This is a genomic window from Halobacteriovorax sp. XZX-3 (assembly GCF_043196495.1).
Classification (GTDB): domain Bacteria; phylum Bdellovibrionota; class Bacteriovoracia; order Bacteriovoracales; family Bacteriovoracaceae; genus Halobacteriovorax_A.
Genome location: NZ_JBEBMO010000001.1, coordinates 1,628,207 through 1,653,418 on the forward strand (window position 1 = coordinate 1,628,207; position 25,212 = coordinate 1,653,418).

Consider the following 25,212-nt stretch of genomic DNA (forward strand, 5'->3'; position numbering starts at 1 on the left):
TACATTTAAAAACAATCCAAATTATTCACAGACATAAACTTGAATCCATAGACTTTCCAGATCTCCGATTCTTGCTTCAAATTTACGTATATATTTGCCTTGCAGGTTTCATAATCTGCAACGTATTTATAACTCGCAGTAACACTTTTTCCTTTATCAAAAATATAATTTACTTTAGCTTCACCAATACCTTCAGTTATACTTGTGGCATCACCAAGGGTAGAAAGCCTTGTCCAAAACTTTTTTAGATCTTCCTCGGACATGGATTCTTTAAACTCGAGACTTAATTGATCATATGGAATGGGTGCCTTCCACCCCTTTACATTGTTCTCTATTATACTATCTGCATATTTTTGAGAGCTGTCATCTAAGCCTGATCCTGTTGAAAACAAATAAACAAGACCAACGGTGACTAATGTGAACATTATTAACGATACGATTCCTACAAATTTTAAAAACTTCCCCATATTATTCCCTCACAGTTTTACTGACTTCACATAATCACAAATATATTACTCATCACCACCACGAAACTTCGGACACTCTTTAAGGATTCGAGACTTCGCAATGGCCCTCTCTTCTTTCTTAAACTCTTTTATATGGAAGTAGTTATAACAAGCTCTAAAGTCTCCATTCTCACAACCAAGTGAGATGAGTTCCTTCTGCTCCAGATATTTATTATTAACGTATGAAATATAAGAAGCTAAACGACAGTAACTAGTATCTTCATTCAAACATGTGTTTTTCCATTTTTGAAAATAAGTATCTAATACAGATTTTTCGTAGAGATTACTAAAAGAGATAATATCAACACTTTTTAAATCTTGGGGCTTAGCGAGGCTTGCAATTAGATCATCAATAGAACGATATTTTAAAATTTCAACTTGTCCAATCCAAGGAGAGCCTAGAGCGCCTTCTTTTAGGGAGAAAGATACTTCATCTCCCTCTTTGATTCTTGGGTAGGTATAAGTACAATATGTAGAACTACCAATTCCGAGGCTCTCACCTGTCTCCCAGTCTGCAATGTAATAACACTTGTGATTTTTATTCTTATGCGGAACAAACATACCAGTTAAATAAGAGTGTTTTTTTACTCCTTCGGTATCATCCATATTAATATTCAAAGCCAATAGTGTTCCAGTGACTACAAAAACGGATAAAATCCCAGACATGGCTATCGTAGCTTTTTTCTCGGTTGGAGATATTGATCCTTTGTCATCAGGAATAAAGTTCAAGTAAATATAGTAGAAAACAAATGTAATAGTGAGAGCGTAGCTAAATAATGGAATAAAATCGATTACCCCATCAATTTGTACATTTACTAGTGCAACCATACCAAAGATAGAAAATACCGTGGGTATATTAACAATTAACGTCCACTTTCTCTTAGCTTTTTTCATTTCGGGCCTAGAAAGTGATTCTCTATTTTCTTTTGCATGCTTGGATGAAGATTTTGCTATTTTACTTTGTATATAGCCACCAAAGTAAATAATAGCGATAAGAGTTAGTACAAGAGACCAATCACCAATCGTTTTTAATTCATCGTTGTAAAGCCTTGGGGCAATAATAAGGAATGGTACAATTGCAGCAATTACGAAGTTGAAAATCTTCTGCTTCGACTTCTTTTTTTCAATAACATCAGGTGTGACATATTCCTTTGGTCTTATTTGAAGTAATCCTTCAAGATAAACTAGGAGGTCATAAAACTCTTTTTCTTTCATTACTGTAGATGGAATTTCAACATTCTTTCCATTGCTAAGGTCTATTCTAATTGACGGAATTCCACTTCCTGTTATCTGAGTAACATTAACAATTTCATTTATTAAAACGACGTGAACCTTTTTAGAAAAGAGAAGTTTTGGGATGATCATCTTGTCTTCGTAGACTTCAATCTTCTTCTTTACCCTAGAACCTATGAATGCAATTAAGACAAATCCAAAAAATACTAAGGATACAAAAATAAGTGAAATATTTGCTTCCGTTGCAGCCCTATATAAAGCAAAGAGTGCAAGTCCTCCAAAAATTAAAACACTAATTACAAGCATGGACTTTTGAATGCCATACTCATAAGTCTTGAGTAACTTTTCTTCCATTACCTCTCTATCCCCATATAAACATCTGATATTAGAGAACTTATCGACATATTAAGTAGAAAATTGGAAAGAAAATTTAAAGTCTTACTTTCAGTGACTTAGTAGAACTAACTTTATATTATCTAAAGATTATTTAAATTAACATCAGGAAGCGGAAAAACCACTTTAGCAAAAAAAGCGAACTAAGAAATTAGATATCTACACTTTCAACTCAAAGGATCGAATATCGAGAAAGTTTACGACAACTTTTCTCCAAAGAAAGTGTGACTTTGTGGGCGATGAAAACTTATAAATCGAATCGTAAGCGCTATATCGATAGGATGCGAGATCAAGAGTATAAGCATCTAATATTTCATCACTTAAAAAGTCGAAAAGAAATAAAAAGTTTTTTGATTGAAAAAAAGTGAACAAATATAGTTATAAAATAAAACTACCGAGGATGCTTAAAAAATTGCTTAGCTTCATCGCAAATTTTAATCCAATCAGGCTTTTCTGAGACAAATTCATGAAAGCTATTTTCGAGATCCATATCATCATCTATAAGGTTTGCAGGAATTGGAAAGGAAGTCTCATAAGAAGTAATTTCACCTAATGCCGACCCACAATTAGCACAGAAGTCCCTTTTGTACTTAAAGCCTTCTTCAGGATGATAGGTCTTAATGAACTCATTACCCTTTGTTACTTCAAGAGAGTCTTTTTTAATAAAGACCATCACACTGGCCCCAAGTTTTCGACATCTCGAACAGTGGCAAGTTCCCATCAACGATGGCGCTTCCTTTAGAGTGAATTTAATTTTTTTACAACAACAACTACCAGTTAACATTAATCCTCCAATACGATATGCTAGACATCATAAACTATGACATTGTGTTAAGGTAAAGGGTTACGATGAAAATTAATGAAATTGTTGAGAAAACGAATGTTTCGGCACGCTCAATTAGATATTATGAAAAGATGGGTTTAATTAAACCTGATAGAGGTACTAATAACTATAGGGAATACACTAAAGAACATGTAAAGATCATTGAAAGGATCAAGCTCTTTATTTCTGCGGGTGTTTCTCTAAGTAAGATTCAGTACATAGTCCCATGTACACTTCACACTGATCGCGTGCCAATGTGTAGGGATCTTGAAGAATTATTCTTTGATGAAGTAAAAGCCATTGAACAAAGAATTAAAGATTTAAATAAAAGTAAGAAGGTACTTCTCAAAATAATTGAGAATCGTGTCGTCGTTGAATAAAAATAGATAAGAGAAATTATTTTTAATATACTTGCTCTCTATTTTTTTAAAAAAAATTTAATCAAAGAAAGTGATAAAAAACAAAAATGATCACTTTTAGTGCTCCAAAACAACTGAAACCTCCACAATATAAAATCGAATACTTACAAAACAAACCTATATTTAAAATAAAGAACAAAAATCACCAATTCCCTCTCCCAGAGCCACTCTAGACATTTTTACCCCCTAACTACTAATTCTTTTTTCCATATACTTAAAAATGAACAATATTTAATTTTTGGAGATTGGATGAAAGAGATATTTTCTCAAAACCCAGTTTATGCAGTCATGGCATTTGCGGGAACACTGCTATTTGTTTTAAAAATGCTTCTTCTTTTTGTAACGGGTGATGGAGACACGGACTTCGATGGTGACGTTGACATTGAACATACAGATGGTGGCGAAGCTTTCACTCTTGTTTCGACTCAATCAATACTTGCTTTCTTTATGGGCGCTGGGTGGATTGGACTTGCAGCAAAACAAGAATGGGAAATGTCAGATATGTATGGAGTAATTGCGGCCGGTGTTTTTGGTTTTGTGATGATGCTTTTCAGTTCTTTTATAACTTTTCAAATTAAAAAATTTAATAATATTCCAAAAGTAAATATCAAAGAAGCAATTGGAAGAACAGGACGTGCATATACAAACATACCTGCAAAAGGTGAAGGTATTGGCCAAGTTGAAATAACAATTGGAAATAAACAACAGATTCTACAAGCAAGTAGCAAGGGTGAAGCGATTAATGCATTTGAGAGCATCAAAGTTCACTATGTTGATGACTCAGGAAACTTAATCGTTAAGAAAGCATAATATTTAAGGGAGATTACTCATGCTATTTAGTACTTTTGGAATTATGGGGATAATTGTTGTTCCTGTTTTAATCCTTCTTTTTGCGGCAATCTTTTTATCAAAACAATACAAGAGATGTCCCTCAAACCAAATCTTAGTTATCTACGGTAGTGTTGGAACAGGACAATCGGCGAAGTGTATTCACGGTGGAGGCTCGTTTGTTATTCCTCTTTTACAAGATTATACATATCTATCACTTGAGCCACTTACAATTGAAATCGATTTAAGAAGTGCACTTTCTAAAAAGAATATTAGAGTAAATGTTCCGTCAACATTTACAGTTGGTATTTCAACGACTTCAAACATCATGACGAATGCAGCAGAACGTCTTCTAGGTCTTTCGACGGGTGAGATATCAAATCAGGCCCAAGATATTATTCTAGGGCAAATGCGTCTTGTTATTGCAACTCTTGCTATTGAAGAGATCAACCAAGATAGAGAGAAATTCTTAGATCTAGTTAATAAGAACGTAAACCTTGAGCTTAATAAAATTGGTCTTGATGTAATTAACGTTAATATTAGAGATATTACAGATGAATCTGGATATATTGAAGCCATTGGTAAGAAAGCTGCCGCAGAAGCAATTAATAAAGCGAAAGTAGAAGTTGCTGAGCAAGATAAAGATGGTGCTATTGGTGAAGCAAACGCTAACAAAGAAAAAGAAGTTCAAGTCGCCAATCAAGTTGCTGAATCAGAAGCAGGACAAAAAGAAGCTGAGAGAAATAAGAGAATTCGTATCGCAAAATATGAAGCAGAAGGTGTTACTGGAGAAGCAGCAGCACTAAGAGAGCAGGAAGTTGCACAAGCAAAGCAAAGAGCGATTACGGAGCAAGGAAAGAAAGAAGCTTTAAAAGAGCAAAGAGTCTTCGTTGCAATCCAAGAAGCAGAGTCTGTAAAGGGTGAGAATGAGTCAAAAGCAAATATTGCAGAATACGATGCTACCCTAAAAGAAAAGCAAGCCGATGCGGCCAAGCGTGGTGAAGTTGCACTCGCTCAAGCACAGAAAGCAGTACTAGAAGCTCAGAAACTAGAAGAGATTGCAAGACTTGAAAAAACAGAACTTGCACAAGAAGAGATTAATAAGAGAAAAGTTGAAATTACAGCAGAAGCAGAAGCCGAAAGACAAAGAAGAATTGCAAAAGGTGAAGCGGATGCAATTTTAGCGAAATATGAAGCTGAAGCTCAAGGTATTCAAAAAGTACTTGAGGCCAAGGCCCAAGGTTACCATAAACTAGTTGAAATTGTTGGTGATGATAAGAGGCTTGTCCCTACCCTACTTATGGTAGAACAACTTCCAGAAATCATCGCACAACAAGTTAAGGCCGTACAAGATCTTAAGATCGATAAAGTTACTGTTTGGGACGGTGGCGGAAATAGTCACAATGGTAAAAGTGCAACATCAAACTTCTTAAGTGGATTGATAAACTCACTTCCAGCAGTACATGAACTTGCAAAACAAGCAGGTGTTGATCTTCCTGAATTTCTCGGACAATTAACACCACCAGAAAATAATGCCATTGAGAGTGTCCCTCCAACAAGTCACAATCAATAAAATATGGGCCCTCTTAAATAAACTAAGAGGGCCATTTTTCAGATATTGATTTTTAAAATTAATTTATACAGACAAAATTCTCATAGCGAACAGGTTTGCGTCCGTTAGACAATGCCGTCCTAAATGAACTTAAATTTGAGTGATCAATTGTTCCCCAAACAAAATCAGTGTCATTTGTATTTTCTACAACAAATTTTCTCTGAATTGCTTTAGCAAGTCCCCTGCCCTTCCAATTTTTATCAATGAAAATTTCATGAAAATAGATACCTTCATGACCTAAGAATGGAGAGCGTTCAGCAGATATTAAACCAATTTGTTCATCTCCTAAGAAGACTAATTGTAGGAGCCCTTGCTTCATAGACACCTCCATCGACTCATGAGTGTTTACACACACTTTCTTAGAAAGCTCTGGAGCATCACGATTAAACTCTTCGTAACCACTTTTATACCAGTTGTAATAAGAGTCATCATTAATAACCTTAAAACTCAACTCTTCCTCTAATGGCCAAGACTTAAGAGATTTCATTTCTCTAGTTGTCGTAACTAAATAAGTTGCAGCGATCATATCTACATCTCTTAACTTCAACGATGAATGAAAACAGATATAAAGTGGTTTAAATTTAACAAACTCATGTTTAACATTCTCGTATAAACTGAGTGCTTCATTTGTCGTTAAATTGAAATTAGCAAGAAATTGGATAAATGGAATATCAACATTACCACCCATATGACGAATTCCATAGATTAGCTTTCTATCATCATCGAACTGAATAACTCTTTCTCTATATTCCTCTGCAAAAACTCCATCAATTGAAAAATAAGAATGCCGTTCTTGCATTACTTCATAAGAATTTAGCTCTTCAAATTCTTCTTTGATTTCAGCGCTAATATGACCAAGTGCTAAACCAGTATCAATTTTAAATTCACTTAGATTAAATGTGTCTAATTGCGCCTGTGCAAAAGAATGCACATCATTTTTATTTAAATTCATTTATTTACCCTTTGTATAATTTGATCATTAAAAGGGCATATTTGAAATCTATTTTTGACTGACTCGCAGAGACAAAACGGTGAGAAATTAATGTCAAGATAGATATATCTCTAAAATACACTTAAGCTTAAATCATAAGCTTAAGTGCATTTGGGGTTATTTAAGCGGCCATCTTGTTAGGAGATGACTCCGAGGAATTTTCTTCACCAAGAATAAGTTTTTGGATATTTACGATTGATCCATTTACAGATCCGACCTGTTGTTGCAATTGTTGTGCAATTCCAGACGTTTCTCTAGCAATACCTGTATTCGACTTAGAAAGTACATCAACTCTAGAAATTGAACTTTGTAGTTGAGAAATACCACTAGACTGTTCTTGAGTCGCTGATGAGATTTCAGCGATAGAAGATGAAACACCTGCAACACTTGTAACAATATTTTCAAGAATATCTTCACACTCTTTTGCGATATTTGTACCACTTGTTACATTGCTTCTTGCTGATTCAACGACACTTGTAATCCTTTCCTGTGATTCACTTACAATATGATTTACTTGATCAACACTTGAAGAGAGCATATCAGTGATCTCAACTGCAGCTACACCACTCATCTGTGCAAGTTTCCCAACTTCCTCAGCTACAACTGCAAATCCTTTACCGGCTTCTCCTGCTCTTGCCGCTTCTACTGAAGCATTAAAAGATAGAAGTTTAGTTTGAAAAACAATGTCATTAATAATTTGAGTCTTTTCATCAATGCTGTTTATTAGTGTAGCAATCTCTTTCATTTTATCATTGTTGATATCGAGTTCTTTAACAATAGTATCAATACTTCCATTAATTGAGTCCATTGAGATATTCATATCTCCTACAATGTCCTTCCCCTTAGAAGCTTTATCTAAACTCTCTGTCGCTAGCTCATTTGATCTCTTTGCATTTTCTGCTGTCATTCTAACCATTGAGCTTATCTCTTCTAGTGAAGCACTAGATTCATGTAATGAAGAGTCTTGATTTTCACTTGAAGCTGAAAGTTTTTGAGATGAAGATGAGATATTATCTGCACTGGCAGTGAGAAAGTTAGAGCTATTTGATAGTATATCTAAAGTATTTCTAATTGATGTTGAGATCTTATTAGCAAAGATAATTCCGATAACAAGACAACTTGAAATACCTGATATTGTTAAGATGATTAGTAGTTTATTAATAAATGCGATTGTTTTAGAAGTTTCTTCAGATAATTTAGCGGCTTTAGTAATTTCATCTCGAATACTCTGATTATATTGATCTAGTGCATATTGAAAGTCTGCTGCTGCTTTTGGGCAATGAACTAAAAATATATCTAATAGTTTTGCACGAGACTGAACATCATATACTTTTGCTAGATTGATTGCTTCAACACCAACTTTCTTAAAGCTGGCCCATTGTGCACCTAACTTATTATATAACTCAAGTTCTTCTTTTGTTTTAATCATAGTTTTAAGTTCAGATGCAGCTTCCTCATATTGGCCGACAACTTTTAGAGCTCCTTCAATGGCCGCAAAACGATCCTCTTTACTCAAATTATCTAATCCAAGAGTTCTAACTTGAATTCTCGTTTTTTGATAATTTACATCCATCCTATTTAATAATGTTGTTCTAGGAATAACACTTTGATTAACTTCATCTGAAACTTCAATAAACTTTTTGAAGCCAAATAAAGCAACACCACCAATAATCAAACTTACTGATGACATGAAAAAACACAATAATAATAATTTCTTTTTAAAACTTGCTCTAAACATTTTTTTACTCTCCGATGAATGCTTAACGCCCCACTCTTTACTCTAGATTCTACACACAGTATTTACGAAGATAATTTATTGAATTCCCTAAATACTTAAGAACACTTCGTCACCTCTTGTATTTTTATTTAGAAAATAAACAAAAAAACTTTCAATCACGCCAAATAAACAAGGCATATTGATCAAGTAAATTACAAATTCAGCTACTTGGGATTTATTGATTTATAGTCCAAAAGAAGAAAGTGCTCTAACCGAAAGATGAGTTTTGCCATTTCTATCAATCACAAAGCCAATAAGTTTCTTATTATCTAAATATCTAATTGCTTCAATGACATCTAAATTCATTAGAATAGTGGCCGTAGTATCGGCCTCAACTGTATTTTCTGCAATAACAGTACAAGCTATTATTTCATCATTACTAAAACCACTTCTTGGATTCACAATATGATGATCACTCATCCCCTCACTGTTAGGATTGAAGTGAATATAACCGCCAGAAGAAGCAATACTTCCTGTCGAAACTTGTAATACTCCGATAGACTTTGATGAATCTGCTGAAAAAGGATTTTTAATACCGATACGCCAGGCTCTTGGTGCGTTTGGTAGTGAGTGTACACGAATATCACCTGAACCATTTATATAGAAGTTTGAAATACCTTCTTTTAATAATAGTTCATAAACCATATCAATCGCATAACCTTTACCAATACCACCAAGCCCAATTCGCATTTGTTTGAAAGGAAGAAAAATGCATTTAGAAAAATAATTCATCTGAATATTGCGATAATCAATAAAAGCTTTCATCTGTGTTCGCTCAGGTAGACTTAGTGTTCTACCATTCTCTTTAGCTTCACGCCATAAATGGCCGATTGTTGCAAATGAAATATCAAAAACACCATTAGATTCTCTTGATATCCTATTTGCGATCTTAATAATATTCCAAATCTCGTCATCAACCTTAACTGGTCTAATTCCTGCATACTTATTTATTTCATTAAATGGACTATCTTCAAAGTCTGTAAATTTTGACTGAATACGAAGGACTTCGTTTTCTGCTTTATGAAAAATTTTTAATACATCCTCACGAGATAGAAAGCTTTGTGGAAAGCAAAGAAGTTGAAATTCCCCGCCCATGGCAGAAAACCTATATTCACAAGTTAGTTGATTTTCGTTATGAATCAAAACGATATTTCCTTTGGTGGCCGATCTGAGCTGTATAAAATATTTCGATTTTTATCGATAATAATAGAGCGTGGCAGCTCAGTTACTCCTAGTTGTTTTGAAACTCTTCGGTCACTATCTTCAAGGATAAGGTAAGAGAATATATTCTTTGTTAAAAATCTTTTTATCTTTTTTCTTTTCTCTCCAGCATTGATTGCAATGAAAAGTATTTTTTTATCTACATATTTAGACTTTAGACCTTCTAGCTCATCGATTTCCTGGATACATGCGCTACACCAAGATGCCCAAAAGTTTAAATAAACTCTTTCATAGTTTTTAGAATAATGAGCTAGATTAAATTCTTCTTTTGTGTCGTAAATAGGAAGTGTAAAATTATCAATTTTGTTCGCAAAAATATTCATTTTTATGAAAAAACATATAATTAAAAGTATGAACTTCATCATTGCCTCCTTAGAATAGAAATCCAACAGAGGATTGAATATATGCATATATTAGGCCATTTGAGCGTTTGGCAAATGTGACCCCATTATTCCAGATAATATCTTCAAATTCGGTACCATAAATATTTTTAGAATCGTATTTACTAGAGAGAAAAGCACTTAGCTCATAGGATGAAAAGTCCGCGAGATCGGAGTCACTTGTCATAAAATCCTTAGCAGTCACGAATGAGTCTTGGTAGTACTTAACACTTGTTTGATTATGATAACGAAGCGCAAGCTCGATAAAATCTTCATCATCATTAATTTCTTTAAGCAAAGCAAGTCTTAAAGTGTGTGCCCTCAAATCCCATTGATCAAAGTAATAACGATATGAGATATTTGTAGCGACTTCATCACTATAACCATGAACCCATTTAGAAGAGATTGCGTAGCGACTTCGAGTTTCAGGTAATTTCTCTACTTGCCTTATACCACCAACAGAGACTGAACTGGCAGTTGACTCTAAATTCTTACTGGCATGTACAAATGTAAAGTCCATTTGCATAATGTCTTGTCTTGTTAATATTTGCGACGCTGTCAAACTCGCTGCAAAGATATCACGTGGCAGGAAATCTGAGATTTTGGCCGTAGGAGGAGAGCTTAAGTCCTCAAATAACATTACCTCATCATTATAGTATTGAAGATTTAACCCTAATGTAAAATTGTCCTTGGCCATTGACCTCTGAACGCCTAAACTTGCATTAAAGGATCGATAGTCGTACTCAGAAGAGAATCCAATTGATGCACTTGTTTCCCAATCACTAACTTCTTTGCGCACACCAATATTACCTGAGAATCGAGATTGCTCTTTACGACCTGCTCCACTGGCCCCTGTCGCTCCATCAAGCTTTGTATCAGAAGCAGCAGTCCAAAAATCAAAAACAAAATGTGCATTAATAGCAGTACTTTCTGTTATTTGATGTTCTATAAAGATCATAGGCTCAATAACATTTGCTTCTTCCTTTCCGGAGTCATCATAAACTTGATTACCTTCATCACCATTTTGATGATAAATATTAAAAAGTAATTTAAATTTGGTTTTTCCACTTTCCATCATTTCAGCAAATGTATTTTTTGTTGCAAGAAATAACAAGATACTTCCAAACAATACTTTGTTGAGATTAGTTACATCCACATCCACCCCCAACAGCATTTGTACCGCCAACAGCACCTTCTCTAAAAGCACGTACTTCATTTTGAAAAATACTTTCTTCAGGATGGGGATCTAGTTGCATAATTTGTTTTGATAATAGTCCACGATCAATTTGATCGACATTAGCGCAAGACATAAATATTAGTAAAAATATAAATATATAGATTTTCATGGGCATCCTTTTTCACACTAACATCACCAAAGCTATTTTGGAGTCAAAGGACAAAGTGCATCTAGAACTAACGATGGTGACTTAGTAAAGCCATCAAACCATTTACACTCTGACAGATCTCTATAATGATTTGAAAGAAATATTTGACCATTTAATTTTTTATTACAGAGTGAAACAGAATTCTCCTCACCACTTTGTAAATTTGATAATTTATCTTTTAAACTCTTTAAAGCTTCTTCTGTAAGAATTTGATAGATAGTTGCAAGTGCAATTCCTGCTCCGTCAGAATCGAGATGATTTACAAATAATTTCTTCTCATTACCACGAAGGGGCCAATCCCTTAGCATTTGATTGCGACAAACTTCAAAACGTTCTACGATACTTGCTTCATATGCAATTGCATCACTCATTAGTCGTGCGACTTCCATATTTTGATAGAAGTTAAACCAATGTGCACGAGATGGCTCAACAGGCATGGGCTGCTTTGAACTACGTACTAGATAATTGTAAAATGAAGTTTGAAATTGATCGTTATAACCCCAAGGAGTGTATTCCATCGCCATATAAAGACCAGCATCTGACGAAAGCATTGTAGATTTTATTTTTGATATGAGAATTCTAAATTCTTCAATATCTCGAAGGTTTTGAATTGGCACAGAAAGTGGATTAACCCCACGAAACTCTGCATAGAGAATAACTGCACGATTAGCTAATTCTCTGTTTAATTGAGCTCTTAGCTTTGGCTCGGCCGTTGAATCAAATAAACGAATATAGGCTTCAAACAAATTTGTAAAGACTGTGTCATCACCATCTGCACTTCGATTGAATACAATTGTGAACCAAGCACCTGCATATTTATTAAAAGAATTCACATAGCCACTACTACATAACTCACTAAAGCCAAAAAAATCACCATTCACAATTAATTGATTATATCGTGTATTTATGTCGACATAATCAGTATCACGCTCCCGTGCATATGTAGTTTTATGTAGTGCGATTTGGAATGCATTCGTTATTTTTTGATCTTGTGCCTTAAGTATTTTATCAACATGACTACTATAAATATTATTATAATATTTACTGAAGAATGGATTAAATAGGTTTGTTCCAATCACTTTTTGATGAAAATCAAGTTGAATGTTAGATTGCTGTGTGCCTTTAAAGTTCTCGAGATTGAAACATGTATTTGATTGTTTAAATAGTTTTCTTGAAAAACCATCCAGTAACTTAAGATGACCATTAATTTGTGTCACGCGAGGATCATCAATGTAGATTGATGAGTGAAAGTTTTCTTCATTTATTGTATTTTGTAGAGGAAGGGCCATTGAACTGGCCCCGCCTAGGAAAATCACTAAAAATATTTCTAATATTCTTTTCATATATTATGCATCATCAGGAATTATCACTCTGGCCAACTCTGGCATACAGTAGTTATCTAAAAGTGGTGAAACAGGAACCCCCGTAAGTCTTGCTTCAACACACGCAGGTATATTTCTAAAATGTACTTGATCAATACCCTGCTCATGGATTGCCTTAATACAGGCCAAGGCTCCAGTTTCTGGCTCAGGTGTAGGCTCAGCTTGACCATAATTGAAAATATAATTTGCGATTAAGTATTCCTCCACCTTATCAGTTGAAAGAACAGCATCAAACGCCTCTAATGAAATTTCGGAACTCTGACTATTCGGTTGAGAAAGATTTGAGAAGAATGTGTTCTCTGGTTCGTACCCTCCTCCAAAGTCGTCATCAATATTCAAATACTCATCTTCTAAAATTCGTCGACAATTACTTGCTTTAAAATATTGATCTACTTGAGCTCTATCAATACGATCTAGCTCGCTTATAATTTCAGCATTTGCTTCTAAATTCTTCTTTTTCTCAAATAGTAACTTATCTTCTTCATCTTCAAGTTCTAAGAGATCTTGAAATTGAGTATTTTCAATCCAAGGTGCTACTTCCATTGTCGTTATACGACCAGCGTTTGGATCTTGCATTGTTTTTACAACATCACGTACAGAATCTTTAAAGCTGTCTATGTCAGTAGGAATAATATCCGCTAGTTCGCCTTTACCAAGCCCATATGCCCAAATATTGATTTCAAGTCGTTTTGTTTGAGTTTCAGTTCTAAACTCAGTTGATATCGTTGTATCAGTGGATCCACCAGAGAAGAACCCTCGCATTTTAGACTTTAACTCTAACTCAAAATTGACATCTCTTTCAACTGAAGTCGTACGGTAGCGTAGAAGACCAAGAAAGCTAGAGTGTCTCCCAATCGAGCGAACATAATATGGCCCACAGGAATCAAAGAAACCAACCACATCCCCTTTAGTTAAGAGACTTGCAGCACTCTCGCTTAAATCACTATTTCCTTCTGATAAAGAATGGTAGTAACTATCAACATCAATGTCTGCAAATATATAGTGGTAGTGATAGGTAGTATTGCCTTCTACTTCTGAAAAGACATTTACGTTATTTTTAAGGAATAAAAATTTAAATGTATTCTTCGTTTCAAATGAACGGCGATATTGTGTTTCCCAATCTTGTTCAATTTCAATGTATCGATATTTTAAGTCATAAGATGGTTGTGTGGTTTCGATCTTACTCAAACAAGTACTTTGATATGTATTTGTAGCTATTGAATATCCCCTGCCAAGTACTGGCGCAATTCCTAAATCTTTTAAACGGTTGTCACGAATTACTCTCGATGAAGCAGAAACAGACGTTGCGACCGTTGAGATAACGGCCAAGGCAACTGCCATATTTGTTAACTTTTTCACATATCCTCCTATGATATTGTTCAGTCCCGAAAAAAATTTGTATATTAAATAAATGCCAGTGAGTAAATCATGTCAAATTAAGCTAAGGTTAAAACAAGACAATTAAAACTAACTCAAAACACGGAGTCTTTATGAGCATGAAAGCAATAGGTATTGCATGTAAAAAAATTGAAAACTCTCTCAGGTTTTACGAACTTCTTGGATTAAAATTTGAAAAGTTTGGTGAAGGACACTATGAAGCGAAAACACAGCAAGGAATTAGAATTATGCTCGATTCGCATGAATTATTAAAAGAAATAAATAACGAATGGAAAGAACCTGTTACTCCAGGAATCACTCTTTGCTTTGAACAAGAGTCATCGAATGATGTTGATCAAATTTTTGATAAAATCATCAAAGCTGGATATCAGAAAGAGAAGAAACCCTGGGATGCTTTCTGGGGTCAAAGATATGCATCAGTAAGAGATCCAGATGGTAATCAAATTGACATATTTGCTCAACTTTAAACAAAAACAAAAAAAAAGGCCCTCGCATAAATGCGAGGACCTCTTTCGTTGCCCACAGACAGTAGCTGCGAGCTGAGCAGTCATCCAGAAAGGATTCCTACCATCTTTATAATAGCAGAAAAACAGGTTCATACATTTAATTTCATCTTAATTTTTCCAAATCATAAGCACGTAAAAACTAACCTATTGTTAAGTATGCTTTGGTCTAATAAAATAGACTTATTTAAATTGGAGGCTTAAATGTTAAAATTCCTAGTACTTTTAAGTACGCTACTGATTACTTCTTGTGCAACTAAGGTACATGGACTTAGAAAAACCGCAGATTTTACATATTCAAATGTACAAAATGGACGCCTCACTATTGCTGGAATAGTTCATACAAGTGAGAATTGGGATTATAAAAAACAGATAACAACAGCAAATCAATTTCGAGTTGAATTACAAGAAAAAAGAAGAGATCTAGTTGTCGATAACGCTGGACCTTTAATTAAAAAGATTGGCCGAGGGTTATATCGAGAACTACTAAGAGAAGTAGAAGAAGATGGAATCCTTAGTGAAAACTCACTTACAATACTTTCTCAAAATGTAACAAATCGTCGCTATATAGTATTTGGAAGAGTAGAAAGTGATATTGTTGAAAATGATAGAACAGAAACGGCACTAACGAATTCAGAGGGAAAAGAAACCGGTGATAAAAGTCTTACGACAACAACAAAAAGAAGCATGGATATCAATTTCTCTGTTTACGATATTAGGAATAAATATCTTGCCTGGAATGGTGTTATAAAAAAAACAGATCGTAATGATTTAGAATATACTATTAGAAAAAGAAACGGTGTTGATCAGATCATTGATCTTGTTGAAGCATTTTCATCAAAAAATGCTGAGAGTATGAATAAGAAGTATCCGTTCCCTAAAGCACCTGTTGATCGAGATATTTTATCTTATGCATTCAAAGGATTTGCTGAAAATCTTCCTCAAAAAGACTAAGGTTATAACAATGAATTTCGAAACATTCACATCATTCCTAGGGTATTGTTCTATTATAAATATGAGCTTCTTACTACTATCAACCTTTATGATTTTAGTATTAAAAAAACAAGTCATTCAGATACATTCAAGTATGTTTGGTATTAAAGAAAAGAAGCTCCCTAAGATGTATTTTAAATATTTAGCAAATTTCAAATTACTAGTGATTGTTTTTAATATTACACCATATCTAGTTCTAAAGTTTATTTTATAAAGCTATTACTGGAAAACTAATTCAATCTCTTCGAGAGGAATTTGCACAACTTCTGTTGCGTCATGAACACTTGTGAGTTCTGCAAATTTCCTATCCTCAGATAGCACGATTACACCATCTTCAACTTCACCATTGTTAAGTCGTACAGATACAAATTCACCTTCATAGGTTTGTACTTCTTTTCTCGCAGCAGCAGAAGGATCAAATGAAGAGAAATGATAAACCTCTTCTAAAGGAATCTGATATTTCACTCCTTGTAAATTTTGAAAACTAATTGTCTCACCATCTGTTTTAAAATTTTGACCTTTTATATCATCAAACTCTAAATTATTTAGAACTCGAACTATTATATGATCTGCACTTGTTTTATTAATTTCTGCAGCAAGAAGTAAACGATATATTTCAACTGAGTTAAGCTCTTTTCCGTTAATTGTTGATATTTCATCATATGAAATTAACTGGTGGCTACCGTAACCTCTAATTTCGATACCACCACGTGCATAAGCAACAATTTTCCCGTTAACCTTTCTTTCATTATCTTTAAGCACAAGATTAACTTTCGCATAAGGCTCAATAACTTTAGGACCTAGGAAAGAGCTAATTGCGCTCATACAATTTTTAACAAGCCCTTCACTTGCGATTGAACGCTGGATTGTTCTTGATTGTTCAATAAAGTTTTCAGTAAAGTAAAAAGTAGATGCACCAATTGCTAGTACGGCCACCCCATACTTTAAGTCTTTTATATTCATAGGGTTCTTATCGACAACCTGAGCATTTTACTTAAGTAATATTTTTACCAAGCTTTAACTGTGACTGTAATGACATCCTCATAATCACCAGTCGATGCATTTATTGGAACATTCCCTAATTTCACATAGATAGGATAGCTCTCAGCATTGATTGAAGTGGCATTATTACGCTGAAACATGAAGGTCTCTTGTCCAGCATTTGAAAGAGATGCGTAATTGTTTGGTCCCACCTTAACTTGATAAGGAACACTACTTGCTGCATTCTTTAACAGAGAGCCATTCTGTGAAGTCATATAAACACCGAAGCCTACATTACCCTTCACATTCAGAGTTGCACTCTTTACATCCTGACTCGTTAAATTTCCAAAATTCATTATATATTGAGTAGAGTTAGGGTCATGAGGAGAACCCAAAGGAACTAAGCTTAGCTCAGCATATCTTGGAACAACTAACTGCAGATAAAAATACGCAGTCGTTTCATACTCAAGCTGGCCGTTGTTTTTAATACTATAGAAACTAATTTGAATATTATCGCCAAAGTAACCAGAGCCACTTGAAAAGACAGTATCGAGATCAACCTGCTTAATATAAAAATTAGACTGATAAGAGTTGTATCTCACTGGTAAATTAATCACACTATACTCACCAGCTTGAGTTGCATCCGACACATCTTTAAGAACTGTAGCCATATTACTGTCACTATATAAGTTATAAGGAATCGAATTATTAGAAGTCGATGCCATACGATTATAGTTCCCAGCTCCACCAGTACTATAGAAGGCTCTAATGACTTCACATTGAGCTGCGTTTCTAGAACGTGAAATTGTAATAGAGTGGGAAACAGCTTGAACGCTTGAAGATATTGTCCCAACAAAATTATTTACGCTAACATTTAAGTCGCATTTTGCCGCTAAAACAGATGAGACACAGAATGTAGCTACTAAAGCTTTAAACAATGTCATATTAATTCCCCTCTATCTCAATCGTACCAATATCAATGATCCCACGGGATTCTTGATTTATCGAAATATTTTTAACTTCCTTACCACTTATTTTAAGTAAACTTGTTTCATTATCAACACCATCCACAAAGAAGTAACCTTCTCGATCAGTGAAGAAGACCTTCTCCCCTAACTGACAGATCTCCAGTGAAACCGGTCTTCCATTACGTGTAATTTTCCCCTTAAGACTTAAAAGGCCATTGTCACTAATATTGATAAGATGTCCTGATTGATAAGTCGGATAAAGAACAAACTTTTCTTTCTCCAGTGTTGTTCCATAATCAAGAGCAGTTGGGTCTAATTGTACTTCACGGTATTGATATGGAACCATATCAGTTATTGCAAGCTCCCCAAAGAGCGGAGTTTGAGTGTCTGCATGAACTGATGTTGATTTAATAATAAGCTTTTGATCTTTTAAAGATTCTTTAGTTTTAAAGAGGGCAAAACTATTTGTATTAGAACGAGATTGAGCGTAAGCAAGGCCATTATCATACGCGAATAATGAAGTCGTCGATATCCCGAATCCTATCTGATTATAATCTTCACCATTCTTTTCATGAGCATAAGATGCCTTGAAAAAGTAATCGGCCATAGGCGTTGGCATACTAGCACTTAAATTTAAGCGACTATTAACTTCATCGTCATCTGCGGAAACTGTATATCTCGGCTTATATAGCTCATTACTATTATCTTTTGTGTAAGATATTCGACTTGATTTATTATCAAAATCTCTAAACATTGAAATATAGCTATTATGAGAAGGAAAAGACCATGTTAAAAAAGCAGAAACAGAGTGATCAGTCGGATTATTTAAATCTTTTGTGCTAGCAGCATAAAGATTTATATTTAGGTTATTAATTGGATTAATATTCAACGAGGTACGGATGAAATTTCGAGAACCATTTCCAGAATCACGATATTCTTCATGGCCGGCCCCTAGATTTATCGAGCTATGAGAGAAAATAGGAAATGATAAATTAAGTTGATAGTTATTTTTAATCGAAGGCCCATTATAGTCGGCCGTAGCCCTAAAGTCTCCACCGAAAACTTCATAGCGCGTTGTAAATGATAGGTTTTTAAGCAAGTATCCTGCGATATCCTGAAATTGCCAAGTCAAAGAAGTTGCATAGCCACTTACATTAAAATTCTTATAATCAGAATAAGCATTCCCCAGAAAGAAATTTCCAAACTCTGTAGCAATACCATTATAAAGACCAGTTAATTGAAATTTGTCATCTTTTTGATAATAGGCACCTGTTGAAAATAGGTCAGTGAATCCATATTGAACAAGGCCACTATAAAACTCATTATTATCGACATAACTACGGGTTCTTCCAGAATCATCAGACTTTCTTCCTGCACTTAATGAATAATCAAACTCACCTCTTTTTAAAATCGATAATGATGTTGGGATATTAAATTCTAATAACTGCTTAACACCACTTCCATCATCAATTTCTACACGTACATTATTAATGCCATTAACAAGTGGAAGATTTGATAAACGATAATTACCAGCAGGTAGGATTTCTTTTTTTACAAGAGTCCCGTTAACATATGTACTAACATTAGATCGTCTAACAATTTGAAACTCTTTCTCACCTTGCGTATAAGGTGTCTCATAAGGATTAATTGAAAACTGTTTCCTTAAATTAAAACCACCTATTGCTTTTGATTGCATAAAGCCTAAGCGGCCCGTTGTAGTATCCCCTAACCTCGTTCGAAGGCGTGAGGATTCAAAATCCTTTGTTAAACTAAAGTCTCTTCGTGTCCAATAAGGATCGTTACTATCTTCATCATCAACATAGAACCCATTCAACTGCAGAACATAGGTTTTTATATTCAAGAAGGAGTTGATATTCAAAGTTAGAGAATCACCACCGAGATACGAATCACCGAAATTCTTATCAAGAAGATAATTAATCGAACCAGCAAATGGGGCAGCCTCAATAGTTTGACCAGCATATTTAATTCTTGGATTTTCTTCTAACGAATAGAAAACAGATTTTAGACTCTCTACAGGTATATCTAATACCACCTGTAATGCCTTAGAGTCATAACTTAGAGTATAAGGAATTGTTGAAGTAGCAAGCCATTTCTTAGAAGTGTCGATTAATTTATATTTTTCATCCTTAACAATGTTTCTAATCTTTTCATTTAGTATGACACTATCAACATACTTTAACTGGCTTCCTTGAAGTTTTACTGGAATATCCCCAAGAGATTTCCCATGAAGAATAAGCTCTAATTGTGCTTCATAATTAACTTCACCAAAGACACTACGAAATAGCTCGGTTTCAGACTGAGCATAAGCAGTTAAAGGACTCAATTGAGACAGGAGTGCAATAAATAGAATTGGCCGATAATTATTTATCAAAAGACGCTCTTAACTCATATCCGTTTTTTAGATTAATTGTATTATGAAACTCAAAGTATCGTGTCGTATTAGCTAAAATATTTTGACCATTAAGCTTAGCAAGCTCTTTAGTAGGGATTGATAACTTCTGATTACCTTTTACAAAATCGAACTTTACGTTCTTTAGGTATTGATGAGAACTTCCTTTATTAGCAATATAAATTCGAATCATTTTCCCAGCGTTATAATGACTCGCTTCGAGCTTAGGTTTAAATTCCTTCTTAGTTACATATAAGACATTCATATATTTGAGCAGCATCTTGATACCACCTCGATTTTTACTATTAGTATTTCCACGTTTCAAAGGAACTTGCTCAGCGACAATACGATAAACTTTTTCAGAAGAGATACTTGCATCCCCCTTCCAATCAACACGAATAGTTTTTCGATCCCCTGGAGAGATTATTAACTGAGGAGGAAAAACACTCACATCATTTGTCTTAGGAAGAGACTCACTTCCATCTTCTTTTTGTATTCGTCCAAAGACATTTACCGTTACGGGAATCATTTCAGATGACGTATTTTCGATTTGAAATTGAGTGGCCTTTTGCCCATTACTTAGATCAATTGTTTGGCTAGTTGGCCTGAAAGTAAAAGACATTAAAAGTGGGAAAAGTGCTAATAAAATAAGTAACTTCAAGCTTCCTCCATGACAGCTTAGACCCTATTTATTATACACAAATTTTACTTGAAGATGAATTAATGAAAGGAAATTTCAATCATTGGATGGCCATTCTTCTCAGACTTTTTAACATCATAAGAATTCTTATCAAGATTAGACTTAATAGCATAATTTGGCTCTTTAGTATCGACCTCATCAACGACTACAACAGATGCTGGAACTCTTCCTCTCAAGTGTAATTCTTTGGCTTCACTCGCGTAAACACTGAGTGAAAGAAGGGAGGTGACAAATAAAAAAGGCAGAGTAACGTATTTCATCACTCTGCCTATCGGATATCTGACTAAAAAACTTAAGTATTAATTAGCTGCAATTGTTAAAGTAACCGTATCAGCGTATTCACCTTGAATAAGGTTTTGGTGATCGACACCAGTATAAGAAATTGCTAAATCCTTATCGACATTCACACTTGCCGCAGACGGGAATGTGAATACATCAGTAGTTGATAAATCAACAGCATTTCCATCATAGCTTAATGCATAGTCGATTGACGAAGAAGCAACTGAATTGTGAACTAGCTTTCCTTGGTTTGCTGAACTAAAAGAAACAGTATAACCACTATTTGAGTTTGAAACCTCGTTTACAGTAGCAACTTTAGAGTCCACTTGAGTAGTGTCTAGAGGAAGAGCAGATGCAACGGCCTCTGGTGTAACACTAATTGACAATAGAGCAGGAACTTGCCCTTTTAAAACAAGAGTTCCAGTTGTTGCCGCGTAAGCAGTTGAAACCATAACGAGTGAAGAGATGAATAAACCTTTAACAATTTTCATAATTTGCTCCTATATATTAATTAGAGATTAACTCTTAAACATACTGAAATTACTGCAACAATCATGCCACCAGTAGTCACAAGATTTCGATTAGATACATCTCCATTATCTGCCTATAAATTAATCAACTGTCATTTTTTGATCAATTTTAGGTACAAAAGTGTAAAGATCTTTGTCTAATTACAAAGATGTTCACATTATAATTTTACCTTTAATTTAAATGATCGAGAAACTAAGAAAATTACTCACTTTCATTTTTTGCGCGAAGTATCTTTAAACAAGATAGGAACAGAATCACGGCACCCGCTTCATCGAGGTTACCGATATAGGGAATATTGTCTGGAATTAATTCAATAATTCCAGCGGTTGGATTTAGAAGATAAATTCCAGAGACAACGAGACCTATGAAAGGAAATATTTTGTTTGAAAGTAACTTCATTTATTTTCTCACTAATATTAGTTTTACTCAGATAAATTGTAACAAATTTAATTTCAAACTTACAAAATTGTTAGCTCTTCGAGCATAAAAACTGATTAACATCACTAACAAATACATTTCTTTTACCGAAGTTATAACAAGAATCTTTAGAAATTGTATAGAAAATCAGGAGTATTATGAAAACGTTTGTGAAAAGTCTAAGTTTAAATACTAAGATAATTTTAATGGCCCTCATACCATTCTTTATCTTTACCTCAATCTTCATTGCCTATTCTTATAGCTCAACAAAAGCTGCTCTCTTACAAGAGAAGAAGAATCAAATTGAAGACGTTACTAAGACTGCTTATCATTTTCTTGAATCAATGGATGAGAAAGTTAAGGCCGGAGAATATTCGCTAAAGGAAGCCCAAGAAATTACTAAGCATTACATAGCATCAATTCGTTATGGACGAGATATGGATGATTATGTTTGGATTAACGACCTTGAGCCAAGAATGATCGTTCACCCGAGTGATGGCCTAAGAGGAAAAAGCGTAAAGACATTTGTTGATAAAGCAGGAAAGCCACTTTTTAATGATGTTGTTGCACTTGTAAAAAAACAAGATAAAGGTTTCGTTAACTATATCTGGAATAGTAAAACAGATAGTAATAAGTATGTTGAAAAGTATTCTTACGTTGAGTTATATAAGCCTTGGGGCTGGGTACTTGGTACAGGAATTTATGTTGATGATGTAAATGATTATATCTTTAGTGTATTTCTCAATCAGGCCATGTTTGGTTTTGTAGGACTACTAATCATCGGTGCACTTTTTACTTACGTATTAAAAACAAGTGTTTCTAACCCTCTTCTTACGATGGCAAATCAACTTAAAGAAACATCTCTTCAAGTTGCTAATGGTTCTAAAATTACTTACAACACTTCAACACAATTATCAGCTGCAACAAATGAACAAGCAGCTTCACTTCAAGAAACTGTTGCCTCAGTTGATGAAATTTCATCAATGATTCGTCGAAACACCGAGTTTGCAGAGGATTCAAAAAAATCGGGTGAGCTTTCAGAAATGGAAGTACAAAATGGTAAACGCACGATTGATGAAATGCTTTATGCAATTGAGAATATTTCTAAAAGTAATACTGATGCTATGAAGAAAATGGAAAGCAGTAACGGACAAGTACAAGAGATATTGAATATCATTAAAGAAATTGAAGATAAAACAAAAGTAATTAATGATATTGTTTTTCAAACAAAGCTACTCTCTTTCAACGCTTCTGTTGAAGCTGCAAGATCGGGAGAAAGTGGAAAAGGATTTGCAGTTGTTGCAGAAGAAATTGGCTCACTCGCTTCAATGTCGGGAGCAGCATCAGATGAAATAAAAGTTTTAATTGATGAATCAATCAAGAATGTAGAAGCAATTGTTTCTGGTACAACAACAATGGTGAATGAAGTTATTCAAAGTAGCTCAAAGACAGTCGAAGCTGGTCGCCAGAAAGCAGGACAATGCAAGGAAGTACTAGATAAGATTGTATTCAATGTACAAAACGTAAATGGAAAAATCACAGAGATTGCAAGTGCATGTAACGAACAAACACAAGGTGTAAATGAAATTACAAATGCAATCAGATTAATTGATGAAACAACAATACAAAACAACAATTCTGCACAAGAAGCCTCACGCTCAGCGGCCAACCTTAAAGGCCAAGCAGACAATCTAGACGACATTGTAAGGCTAGTAATAGATCTCGTCGGTGGTGATAAGGCCGCCTAACCATAAATAACCTAGTGAGTAGGGCCCCTCCCTACTCACTCCCTATTTTCAAGTATTTATAATTTCCAATCCAGCCTGTTTTATATATCAAACTTTTATTTGACATTAACTACCAAGATGTTATTATAGTTACAGATTTAGGATTTATATCGGTTAGATGATGTGTTTCAGTATACTTTAATCACTTCTACTTTCTTTTTTATAGCAATTCATTCTTATATATCTTTTTGAACATTCCCAAATACACATCTGACCGTATAAATTTCCTAATATGATTCTTAACTCAAATATCCCAGTCGTTTTCTTTACTCTTTAGTATTTTCCAACGTAAAATATTTATATGGAAAAAAAATTTGAAACATTATTCTATTTTATGAATGAGAATGTATCGATTATCGAAGTAAAAAAGTTGGGATTAGCTGATGACGCTCCAAAGTCAGAAATCTATCACTGGTTTTTTATTTTGAACGAAGAACTCTCTTTAGATAAACTTAAGTTTGAATCTTCATTTGTAGATCAGGTCAATGGCAATGAAATTAATGTGCGTACTTTTGAAAATGCGGAATTTCGTTTTGATGATAGTTTTGGTAAATTTCAAAACAAAGAAGGTGGCCATATTATTATGAAAGTACCTAACAATATCCTTCCAAAACCGCTCTCAGAGCTTATTTCAAACAACATATAAAGAACTTTTTTCTCTCTTAAATAAATTTTAATAATACTTAACAATGAGTTTAATATTTATTTAAGGGAGAGATATGAAAGTTTTATTTCCAATTTTAATTCTATTCTTATTAACTTCATGTGCAGCAAAATATGGAATAGTTGCTGGTGCACAAATGCCATCATATGAAGAAGAAACAACAATCAACGATATCATGAGTGGAACAAGTACAACTCTTCCTCGTTTTAAAAATAGTGGGTTTGGTTATCATATTGGTATCTCAGAAGAAACAGATATTCTACTTACTAAAATTACTTATTTTGCTAATAGCTATGACAAGAAGTCATATACATATGAAAGCGTAACTGAAGATTATTCAATTGAAGAAAGTGGAATCGAAATTAGTACAGCATTTAAACTTTGGTGGTTTCAACCACTTTTCGGTGTGAAATTTTATAATTCAGAGTATACAGGCGAAACAAATAGCAATGAAGGAACATATGCTTCATTTATTTTTGGACTCGACTTTGAAGTGCCTATCTCTGATCGCTTCTATGTTTATACAGGTTATCATTACGAAAAAGGCTATAAGACTAACATCAAAACAGAAGTTGATTACTATCACTACAATTATGTTGTTGGCCTAAGATACAATTTTTCAAAGTAAGTA

General features: G+C 34.2%; 27 protein-coding genes. 9 read left to right on the forward strand and 18 right to left on the reverse strand.

All coding sequences use genetic code 11. From position 1 onward, the window contains the following. Positions 1 to 5: 5 nt before the first annotated feature. From ABMA70_RS07690 to ABMA70_RS07700, 3 genes are all read right to left on the reverse strand, one after another. Complete coding sequence (locus ABMA70_RS07690; RefSeq protein ID WP_392990650.1) at positions 6 to 467, reverse strand: hypothetical protein; 462 nt, start codon at positions 465 to 467, stop codon at positions 6 to 8. 45 nt (positions 468 to 512) lie between these two features. Then, on the reverse strand, positions 513 to 2,093 hold the full coding sequence (locus ABMA70_RS07695; RefSeq protein ID WP_392990649.1) for a hypothetical protein: 1,581 nt from the start codon (positions 2,091 to 2,093) through the stop codon (positions 513 to 515). 430 nt (positions 2,094 to 2,523) lie between these two features. Further along, positions 2,524 to 2,916 (reverse strand): GFA family protein, encoded by a 393-nt coding sequence (locus ABMA70_RS07700; protein WP_392990647.1) that lies wholly within the window; start codon positions 2,914 to 2,916, stop codon positions 2,524 to 2,526. Between the two features lie 65 nt (positions 2,917 to 2,981). On the opposite strand from ABMA70_RS07700, the gene ABMA70_RS07705 reads away from it, so the two are divergent. From ABMA70_RS07705 to ABMA70_RS07715, 3 genes are all read left to right on the forward strand, one after another. After that, positions 2,982 to 3,335 (forward strand): MerR family transcriptional regulator, encoded by a 354-nt coding sequence (locus ABMA70_RS07705; protein ID WP_392990645.1) that lies wholly within the window; start codon positions 2,982 to 2,984, stop codon positions 3,333 to 3,335. A gap of 288 nt (positions 3,336 to 3,623) precedes the next feature. Then, a complete protein-coding gene (locus ABMA70_RS07710) occupies positions 3,624 to 4,184 on the forward strand; it encodes a hypothetical protein (protein WP_392990644.1) in 561 nt (186 codons plus the stop codon). A 19-nt stretch (positions 4,185 to 4,203) separates the two neighbouring features. Further along, positions 4,204 to 5,775 carry a flotillin family protein gene (locus tag ABMA70_RS07715; protein ID WP_392990642.1) on the forward strand — a complete coding sequence of 524 codons (1,572 nt, stop codon included), beginning with the start codon at positions 4,204 to 4,206 and terminating at the stop codon, positions 5,773 to 5,775. Positions 5,776 to 5,833: 58 nt separating this feature from the next. Here the strand turns inward: ABMA70_RS07715 and ABMA70_RS07720 are convergent, their stop codons facing one another. From ABMA70_RS07720 to ABMA70_RS07755, 8 genes are all read right to left on the reverse strand, one after another. Then, complete coding sequence (locus tag ABMA70_RS07720; protein WP_392990640.1) at positions 5,834 to 6,766, reverse strand: hypothetical protein; 933 nt, start codon at positions 6,764 to 6,766, stop codon at positions 5,834 to 5,836. 160 nt (positions 6,767 to 6,926) lie between these two features. Then, a complete protein-coding gene (locus ABMA70_RS07725; protein ID WP_392990638.1) occupies positions 6,927 to 8,543 on the reverse strand; it encodes a methyl-accepting chemotaxis protein in 1,617 nt (538 codons plus the stop codon). A 222-nt stretch (positions 8,544 to 8,765) separates the two neighbouring features. Beyond that, positions 8,766 to 9,725 carry an FAD:protein FMN transferase gene (locus ABMA70_RS07730; RefSeq protein WP_392990636.1) on the reverse strand — a complete coding sequence of 320 codons (960 nt, stop codon included), beginning with the start codon at positions 9,723 to 9,725 and terminating at the stop codon, positions 8,766 to 8,768. Further along, complete coding sequence (locus ABMA70_RS07735; RefSeq protein WP_393022166.1) at positions 9,722 to 10,165, reverse strand: TlpA family protein disulfide reductase; 444 nt, start codon at positions 10,163 to 10,165, stop codon at positions 9,722 to 9,724. The genes ABMA70_RS07730 and ABMA70_RS07735 overlap by 4 nt, the downstream gene beginning before the upstream one ends. A 10-nt stretch (positions 10,166 to 10,175) precedes the next feature. Beyond that, positions 10,176 to 11,339 carry a DUF3570 domain-containing protein gene (locus ABMA70_RS07740; RefSeq protein WP_392990632.1) on the reverse strand — a complete coding sequence of 388 codons (1,164 nt, stop codon included), beginning with the start codon at positions 11,337 to 11,339 and terminating at the stop codon, positions 10,176 to 10,178. Further along, positions 11,326 to 11,493: a DUF4266 domain-containing protein gene (locus ABMA70_RS07745; protein ID WP_392990630.1), complete on the reverse strand. Its 168-nt coding sequence runs from the start codon at positions 11,491 to 11,493 to the stop codon at positions 11,326 to 11,328. The genes ABMA70_RS07740 and ABMA70_RS07745 overlap by 14 nt, the downstream gene beginning before the upstream one ends. A 68-nt stretch (positions 11,494 to 11,561) precedes the next feature. Beyond that, positions 11,562 to 12,911, reverse strand: a complete 1,350-nt coding sequence (locus ABMA70_RS07750) for a hypothetical protein (RefSeq protein WP_392990628.1) — start codon at positions 12,909 to 12,911, stop codon at positions 11,562 to 11,564. Between the two features lie 3 nt (positions 12,912 to 12,914). After that, positions 12,915 to 14,309, reverse strand: a complete 1,395-nt coding sequence (locus ABMA70_RS07755) for a hypothetical protein (RefSeq protein ID WP_392990627.1) — start codon at positions 14,307 to 14,309, stop codon at positions 12,915 to 12,917. A 131-nt stretch (positions 14,310 to 14,440) separates the two neighbouring features. Between ABMA70_RS07755 and ABMA70_RS07760 the strand changes: the two genes are divergently transcribed. From ABMA70_RS07760 to ABMA70_RS07770, 3 genes are all read left to right on the forward strand, one after another. Further along, complete coding sequence (locus ABMA70_RS07760) at positions 14,441 to 14,815, forward strand: VOC family protein (RefSeq protein ID WP_392990625.1); 375 nt, start codon at positions 14,441 to 14,443, stop codon at positions 14,813 to 14,815. Between the two features lie 240 nt (positions 14,816 to 15,055). After that, positions 15,056 to 15,805 (forward strand): hypothetical protein, encoded by a 750-nt coding sequence (locus ABMA70_RS07765; protein ID WP_392990623.1) that lies wholly within the window; start codon positions 15,056 to 15,058, stop codon positions 15,803 to 15,805. Positions 15,806 to 15,815: 10 nt separating this feature from the next. Next, on the forward strand, positions 15,816 to 16,058 hold the full coding sequence (locus ABMA70_RS07770; protein WP_393022169.1) for a DUF6868 family protein: 243 nt from the start codon (positions 15,816 to 15,818) through the stop codon (positions 16,056 to 16,058). A gap of 5 nt (positions 16,059 to 16,063) precedes the next feature. Here the strand turns inward: ABMA70_RS07770 and ABMA70_RS07775 are convergent, their stop codons facing one another. From ABMA70_RS07775 to ABMA70_RS07805, 7 genes are all read right to left on the reverse strand, one after another. Then, a complete protein-coding gene (locus ABMA70_RS07775; protein ID WP_392990619.1) occupies positions 16,064 to 16,807 on the reverse strand; it encodes a hypothetical protein in 744 nt (247 codons plus the stop codon). Positions 16,808 to 16,851: 44 nt separating this feature from the next. Next, entirely contained in the window at positions 16,852 to 17,769 is a 918-nt protein-coding gene (locus tag ABMA70_RS07780; protein WP_392990617.1) for a spore coat protein U domain-containing protein, read from the reverse strand. A 1-nt stretch (position 17,770) separates the two neighbouring features. Continuing rightward, positions 17,771 to 20,185: a fimbria/pilus outer membrane usher protein gene (locus ABMA70_RS07785; RefSeq protein WP_392990615.1), complete on the reverse strand. Its 2,415-nt coding sequence runs from the start codon at positions 20,183 to 20,185 to the stop codon at positions 17,771 to 17,773. Next, positions 20,175 to 20,864, reverse strand: a complete 690-nt coding sequence (locus ABMA70_RS07790; RefSeq protein ID WP_392990613.1) for a fimbria/pilus periplasmic chaperone — start codon at positions 20,862 to 20,864, stop codon at positions 20,175 to 20,177. Before ABMA70_RS07790 ends, ABMA70_RS07785 begins: the two co-directional genes overlap by 11 nt. Positions 20,865 to 20,923: 59 nt before the next feature. Further along, positions 20,924 to 21,163, reverse strand: coding sequence for a hypothetical protein (locus tag ABMA70_RS07795; protein WP_392990611.1), 240 nt, complete (start codon positions 21,161 to 21,163; stop codon positions 20,924 to 20,926). Positions 21,164 to 21,202: 39 nt separating this feature from the next. Then, positions 21,203 to 21,673 carry a fimbrial protein gene (locus tag ABMA70_RS07800; RefSeq protein WP_392909874.1) on the reverse strand — a complete coding sequence of 157 codons (471 nt, stop codon included), beginning with the start codon at positions 21,671 to 21,673 and terminating at the stop codon, positions 21,203 to 21,205. Between the two features lie 241 nt (positions 21,674 to 21,914). Then, on the reverse strand, positions 21,915 to 22,112 hold the full coding sequence (locus ABMA70_RS07805) for a hypothetical protein (RefSeq protein WP_392990609.1): 198 nt from the start codon (positions 22,110 to 22,112) through the stop codon (positions 21,915 to 21,917). Between the two features lie 176 nt (positions 22,113 to 22,288). Here ABMA70_RS07805 and ABMA70_RS07810 point away from each other — a divergent pair, with 176 nt between their 5' ends. The 3 genes from ABMA70_RS07810 (at position 22,289) to ABMA70_RS07820 (ending at position 25,209) form a co-directional block, all read left to right on the forward strand. After that, the gene (locus ABMA70_RS07810; protein ID WP_392990607.1) at positions 22,289 to 23,878 is read left to right on the forward strand and encodes a cache domain-containing protein; all 1,590 of its coding nucleotides are present in this window, start codon (positions 22,289 to 22,291) and stop codon (positions 23,876 to 23,878) included. Between the two features lie 340 nt (positions 23,879 to 24,218). Beyond that, positions 24,219 to 24,563, forward strand: coding sequence for a hypothetical protein (locus tag ABMA70_RS07815; protein WP_392990605.1), 345 nt, complete (start codon positions 24,219 to 24,221; stop codon positions 24,561 to 24,563). A gap of 73 nt (positions 24,564 to 24,636) precedes the next feature. Continuing rightward, complete coding sequence (locus ABMA70_RS07820) at positions 24,637 to 25,209, forward strand: hypothetical protein (protein ID WP_392990603.1); 573 nt, start codon at positions 24,637 to 24,639, stop codon at positions 25,207 to 25,209. Positions 25,210 to 25,212: the final 3 nt, after the last annotated feature.

What these genes read in the sequence shown, in the direction of transcription:
- ABMA70_RS07690 (WP_392990650.1), bottom strand. Translation starts at nt 467, where the DNA reads ATGGGGAAGTTTTTAAAATTTGTAGGAATCGTATCGTTAATAATGTTC.
- ABMA70_RS07700 (WP_392990647.1), bottom strand. Translation starts at nt 2,916, where the DNA reads ATGTTAACTGGTAGTTGTTGTTGTAAAAAAATTAAATTCACTCTAAAG.
- ABMA70_RS07765 (WP_392990623.1), top strand. Translation starts at nt 15,056, where the DNA reads ATGTTAAAATTCCTAGTACTTTTAAGTACGCTACTGATTACTTCTTGT.
- ABMA70_RS07710 (WP_392990644.1), top strand. Translation starts at nt 3,624, where the DNA reads ATGAAAGAGATATTTTCTCAAAACCCAGTTTATGCAGTCATGGCATTT.
- ABMA70_RS07800 (WP_392909874.1), bottom strand. Translation starts at nt 21,673, where the DNA reads ATGAAAATTGTTAAAGGTTTATTCATCTCTTCACTCGTTATGGTTTCA.
- ABMA70_RS07810 (WP_392990607.1), top strand. Translation starts at nt 22,289, where the DNA reads ATGAAAACGTTTGTGAAAAGTCTAAGTTTAAATACTAAGATAATTTTA.
- ABMA70_RS07715 (WP_392990642.1), top strand. Translation starts at nt 4,204, where the DNA reads ATGCTATTTAGTACTTTTGGAATTATGGGGATAATTGTTGTTCCTGTT.
- ABMA70_RS07815 (WP_392990605.1), top strand. Translation starts at nt 24,219, where the DNA reads ATGGAAAAAAAATTTGAAACATTATTCTATTTTATGAATGAGAATGTA.
- ABMA70_RS07720 (WP_392990640.1), bottom strand. Translation starts at nt 6,766, where the DNA reads ATGAATTTAAATAAAAATGATGTGCATTCTTTTGCACAGGCGCAATTA.
- ABMA70_RS07745 (WP_392990630.1), bottom strand. Translation starts at nt 11,493, where the DNA reads ATGTCTTGCGCTAATGTCGATCAAATTGATCGTGGACTATTATCAAAA.
- ABMA70_RS07750 (WP_392990628.1), bottom strand. Translation starts at nt 12,911, where the DNA reads ATGAAAAGAATATTAGAAATATTTTTAGTGATTTTCCTAGGCGGGGCC.
- ABMA70_RS07795 (WP_392990611.1), bottom strand. Translation starts at nt 21,163, where the DNA reads ATGAAATACGTTACTCTGCCTTTTTTATTTGTCACCTCCCTTCTTTCA.
- ABMA70_RS07725 (WP_392990638.1), bottom strand. Translation starts at nt 8,543, where the DNA reads ATGTTTAGAGCAAGTTTTAAAAAGAAATTATTATTATTGTGTTTTTTC.
- ABMA70_RS07770 (WP_393022169.1), top strand. Translation starts at nt 15,816, where the DNA reads ATGAATTTCGAAACATTCACATCATTCCTAGGGTATTGTTCTATTATA.
- ABMA70_RS07735 (WP_393022166.1), bottom strand. Translation starts at nt 10,165, where the DNA reads ATGAAGTTCATACTTTTAATTATATGTTTTTTCATAAAAATGAATATT.
- ABMA70_RS07820 (WP_392990603.1), top strand. Translation starts at nt 24,637, where the DNA reads ATGAAAGTTTTATTTCCAATTTTAATTCTATTCTTATTAACTTCATGT.
- ABMA70_RS07805 (WP_392990609.1), bottom strand. Translation starts at nt 22,112, where the DNA reads ATGAAGTTACTTTCAAACAAAATATTTCCTTTCATAGGTCTCGTTGTC.
- ABMA70_RS07780 (WP_392990617.1), bottom strand. Translation starts at nt 17,769, where the DNA reads ATGACATTGTTTAAAGCTTTAGTAGCTACATTCTGTGTCTCATCTGTT.
- ABMA70_RS07705 (WP_392990645.1), top strand. Translation starts at nt 2,982, where the DNA reads ATGAAAATTAATGAAATTGTTGAGAAAACGAATGTTTCGGCACGCTCA.
- ABMA70_RS07695 (WP_392990649.1), bottom strand. Translation starts at nt 2,093, where the DNA reads ATGGAAGAAAAGTTACTCAAGACTTATGAGTATGGCATTCAAAAGTCC.
- ABMA70_RS07760 (WP_392990625.1), top strand. Translation starts at nt 14,441, where the DNA reads ATGAGCATGAAAGCAATAGGTATTGCATGTAAAAAAATTGAAAACTCT.
- ABMA70_RS07775 (WP_392990619.1), bottom strand. Translation starts at nt 16,807, where the DNA reads ATGAATATAAAAGACTTAAAGTATGGGGTGGCCGTACTAGCAATTGGT.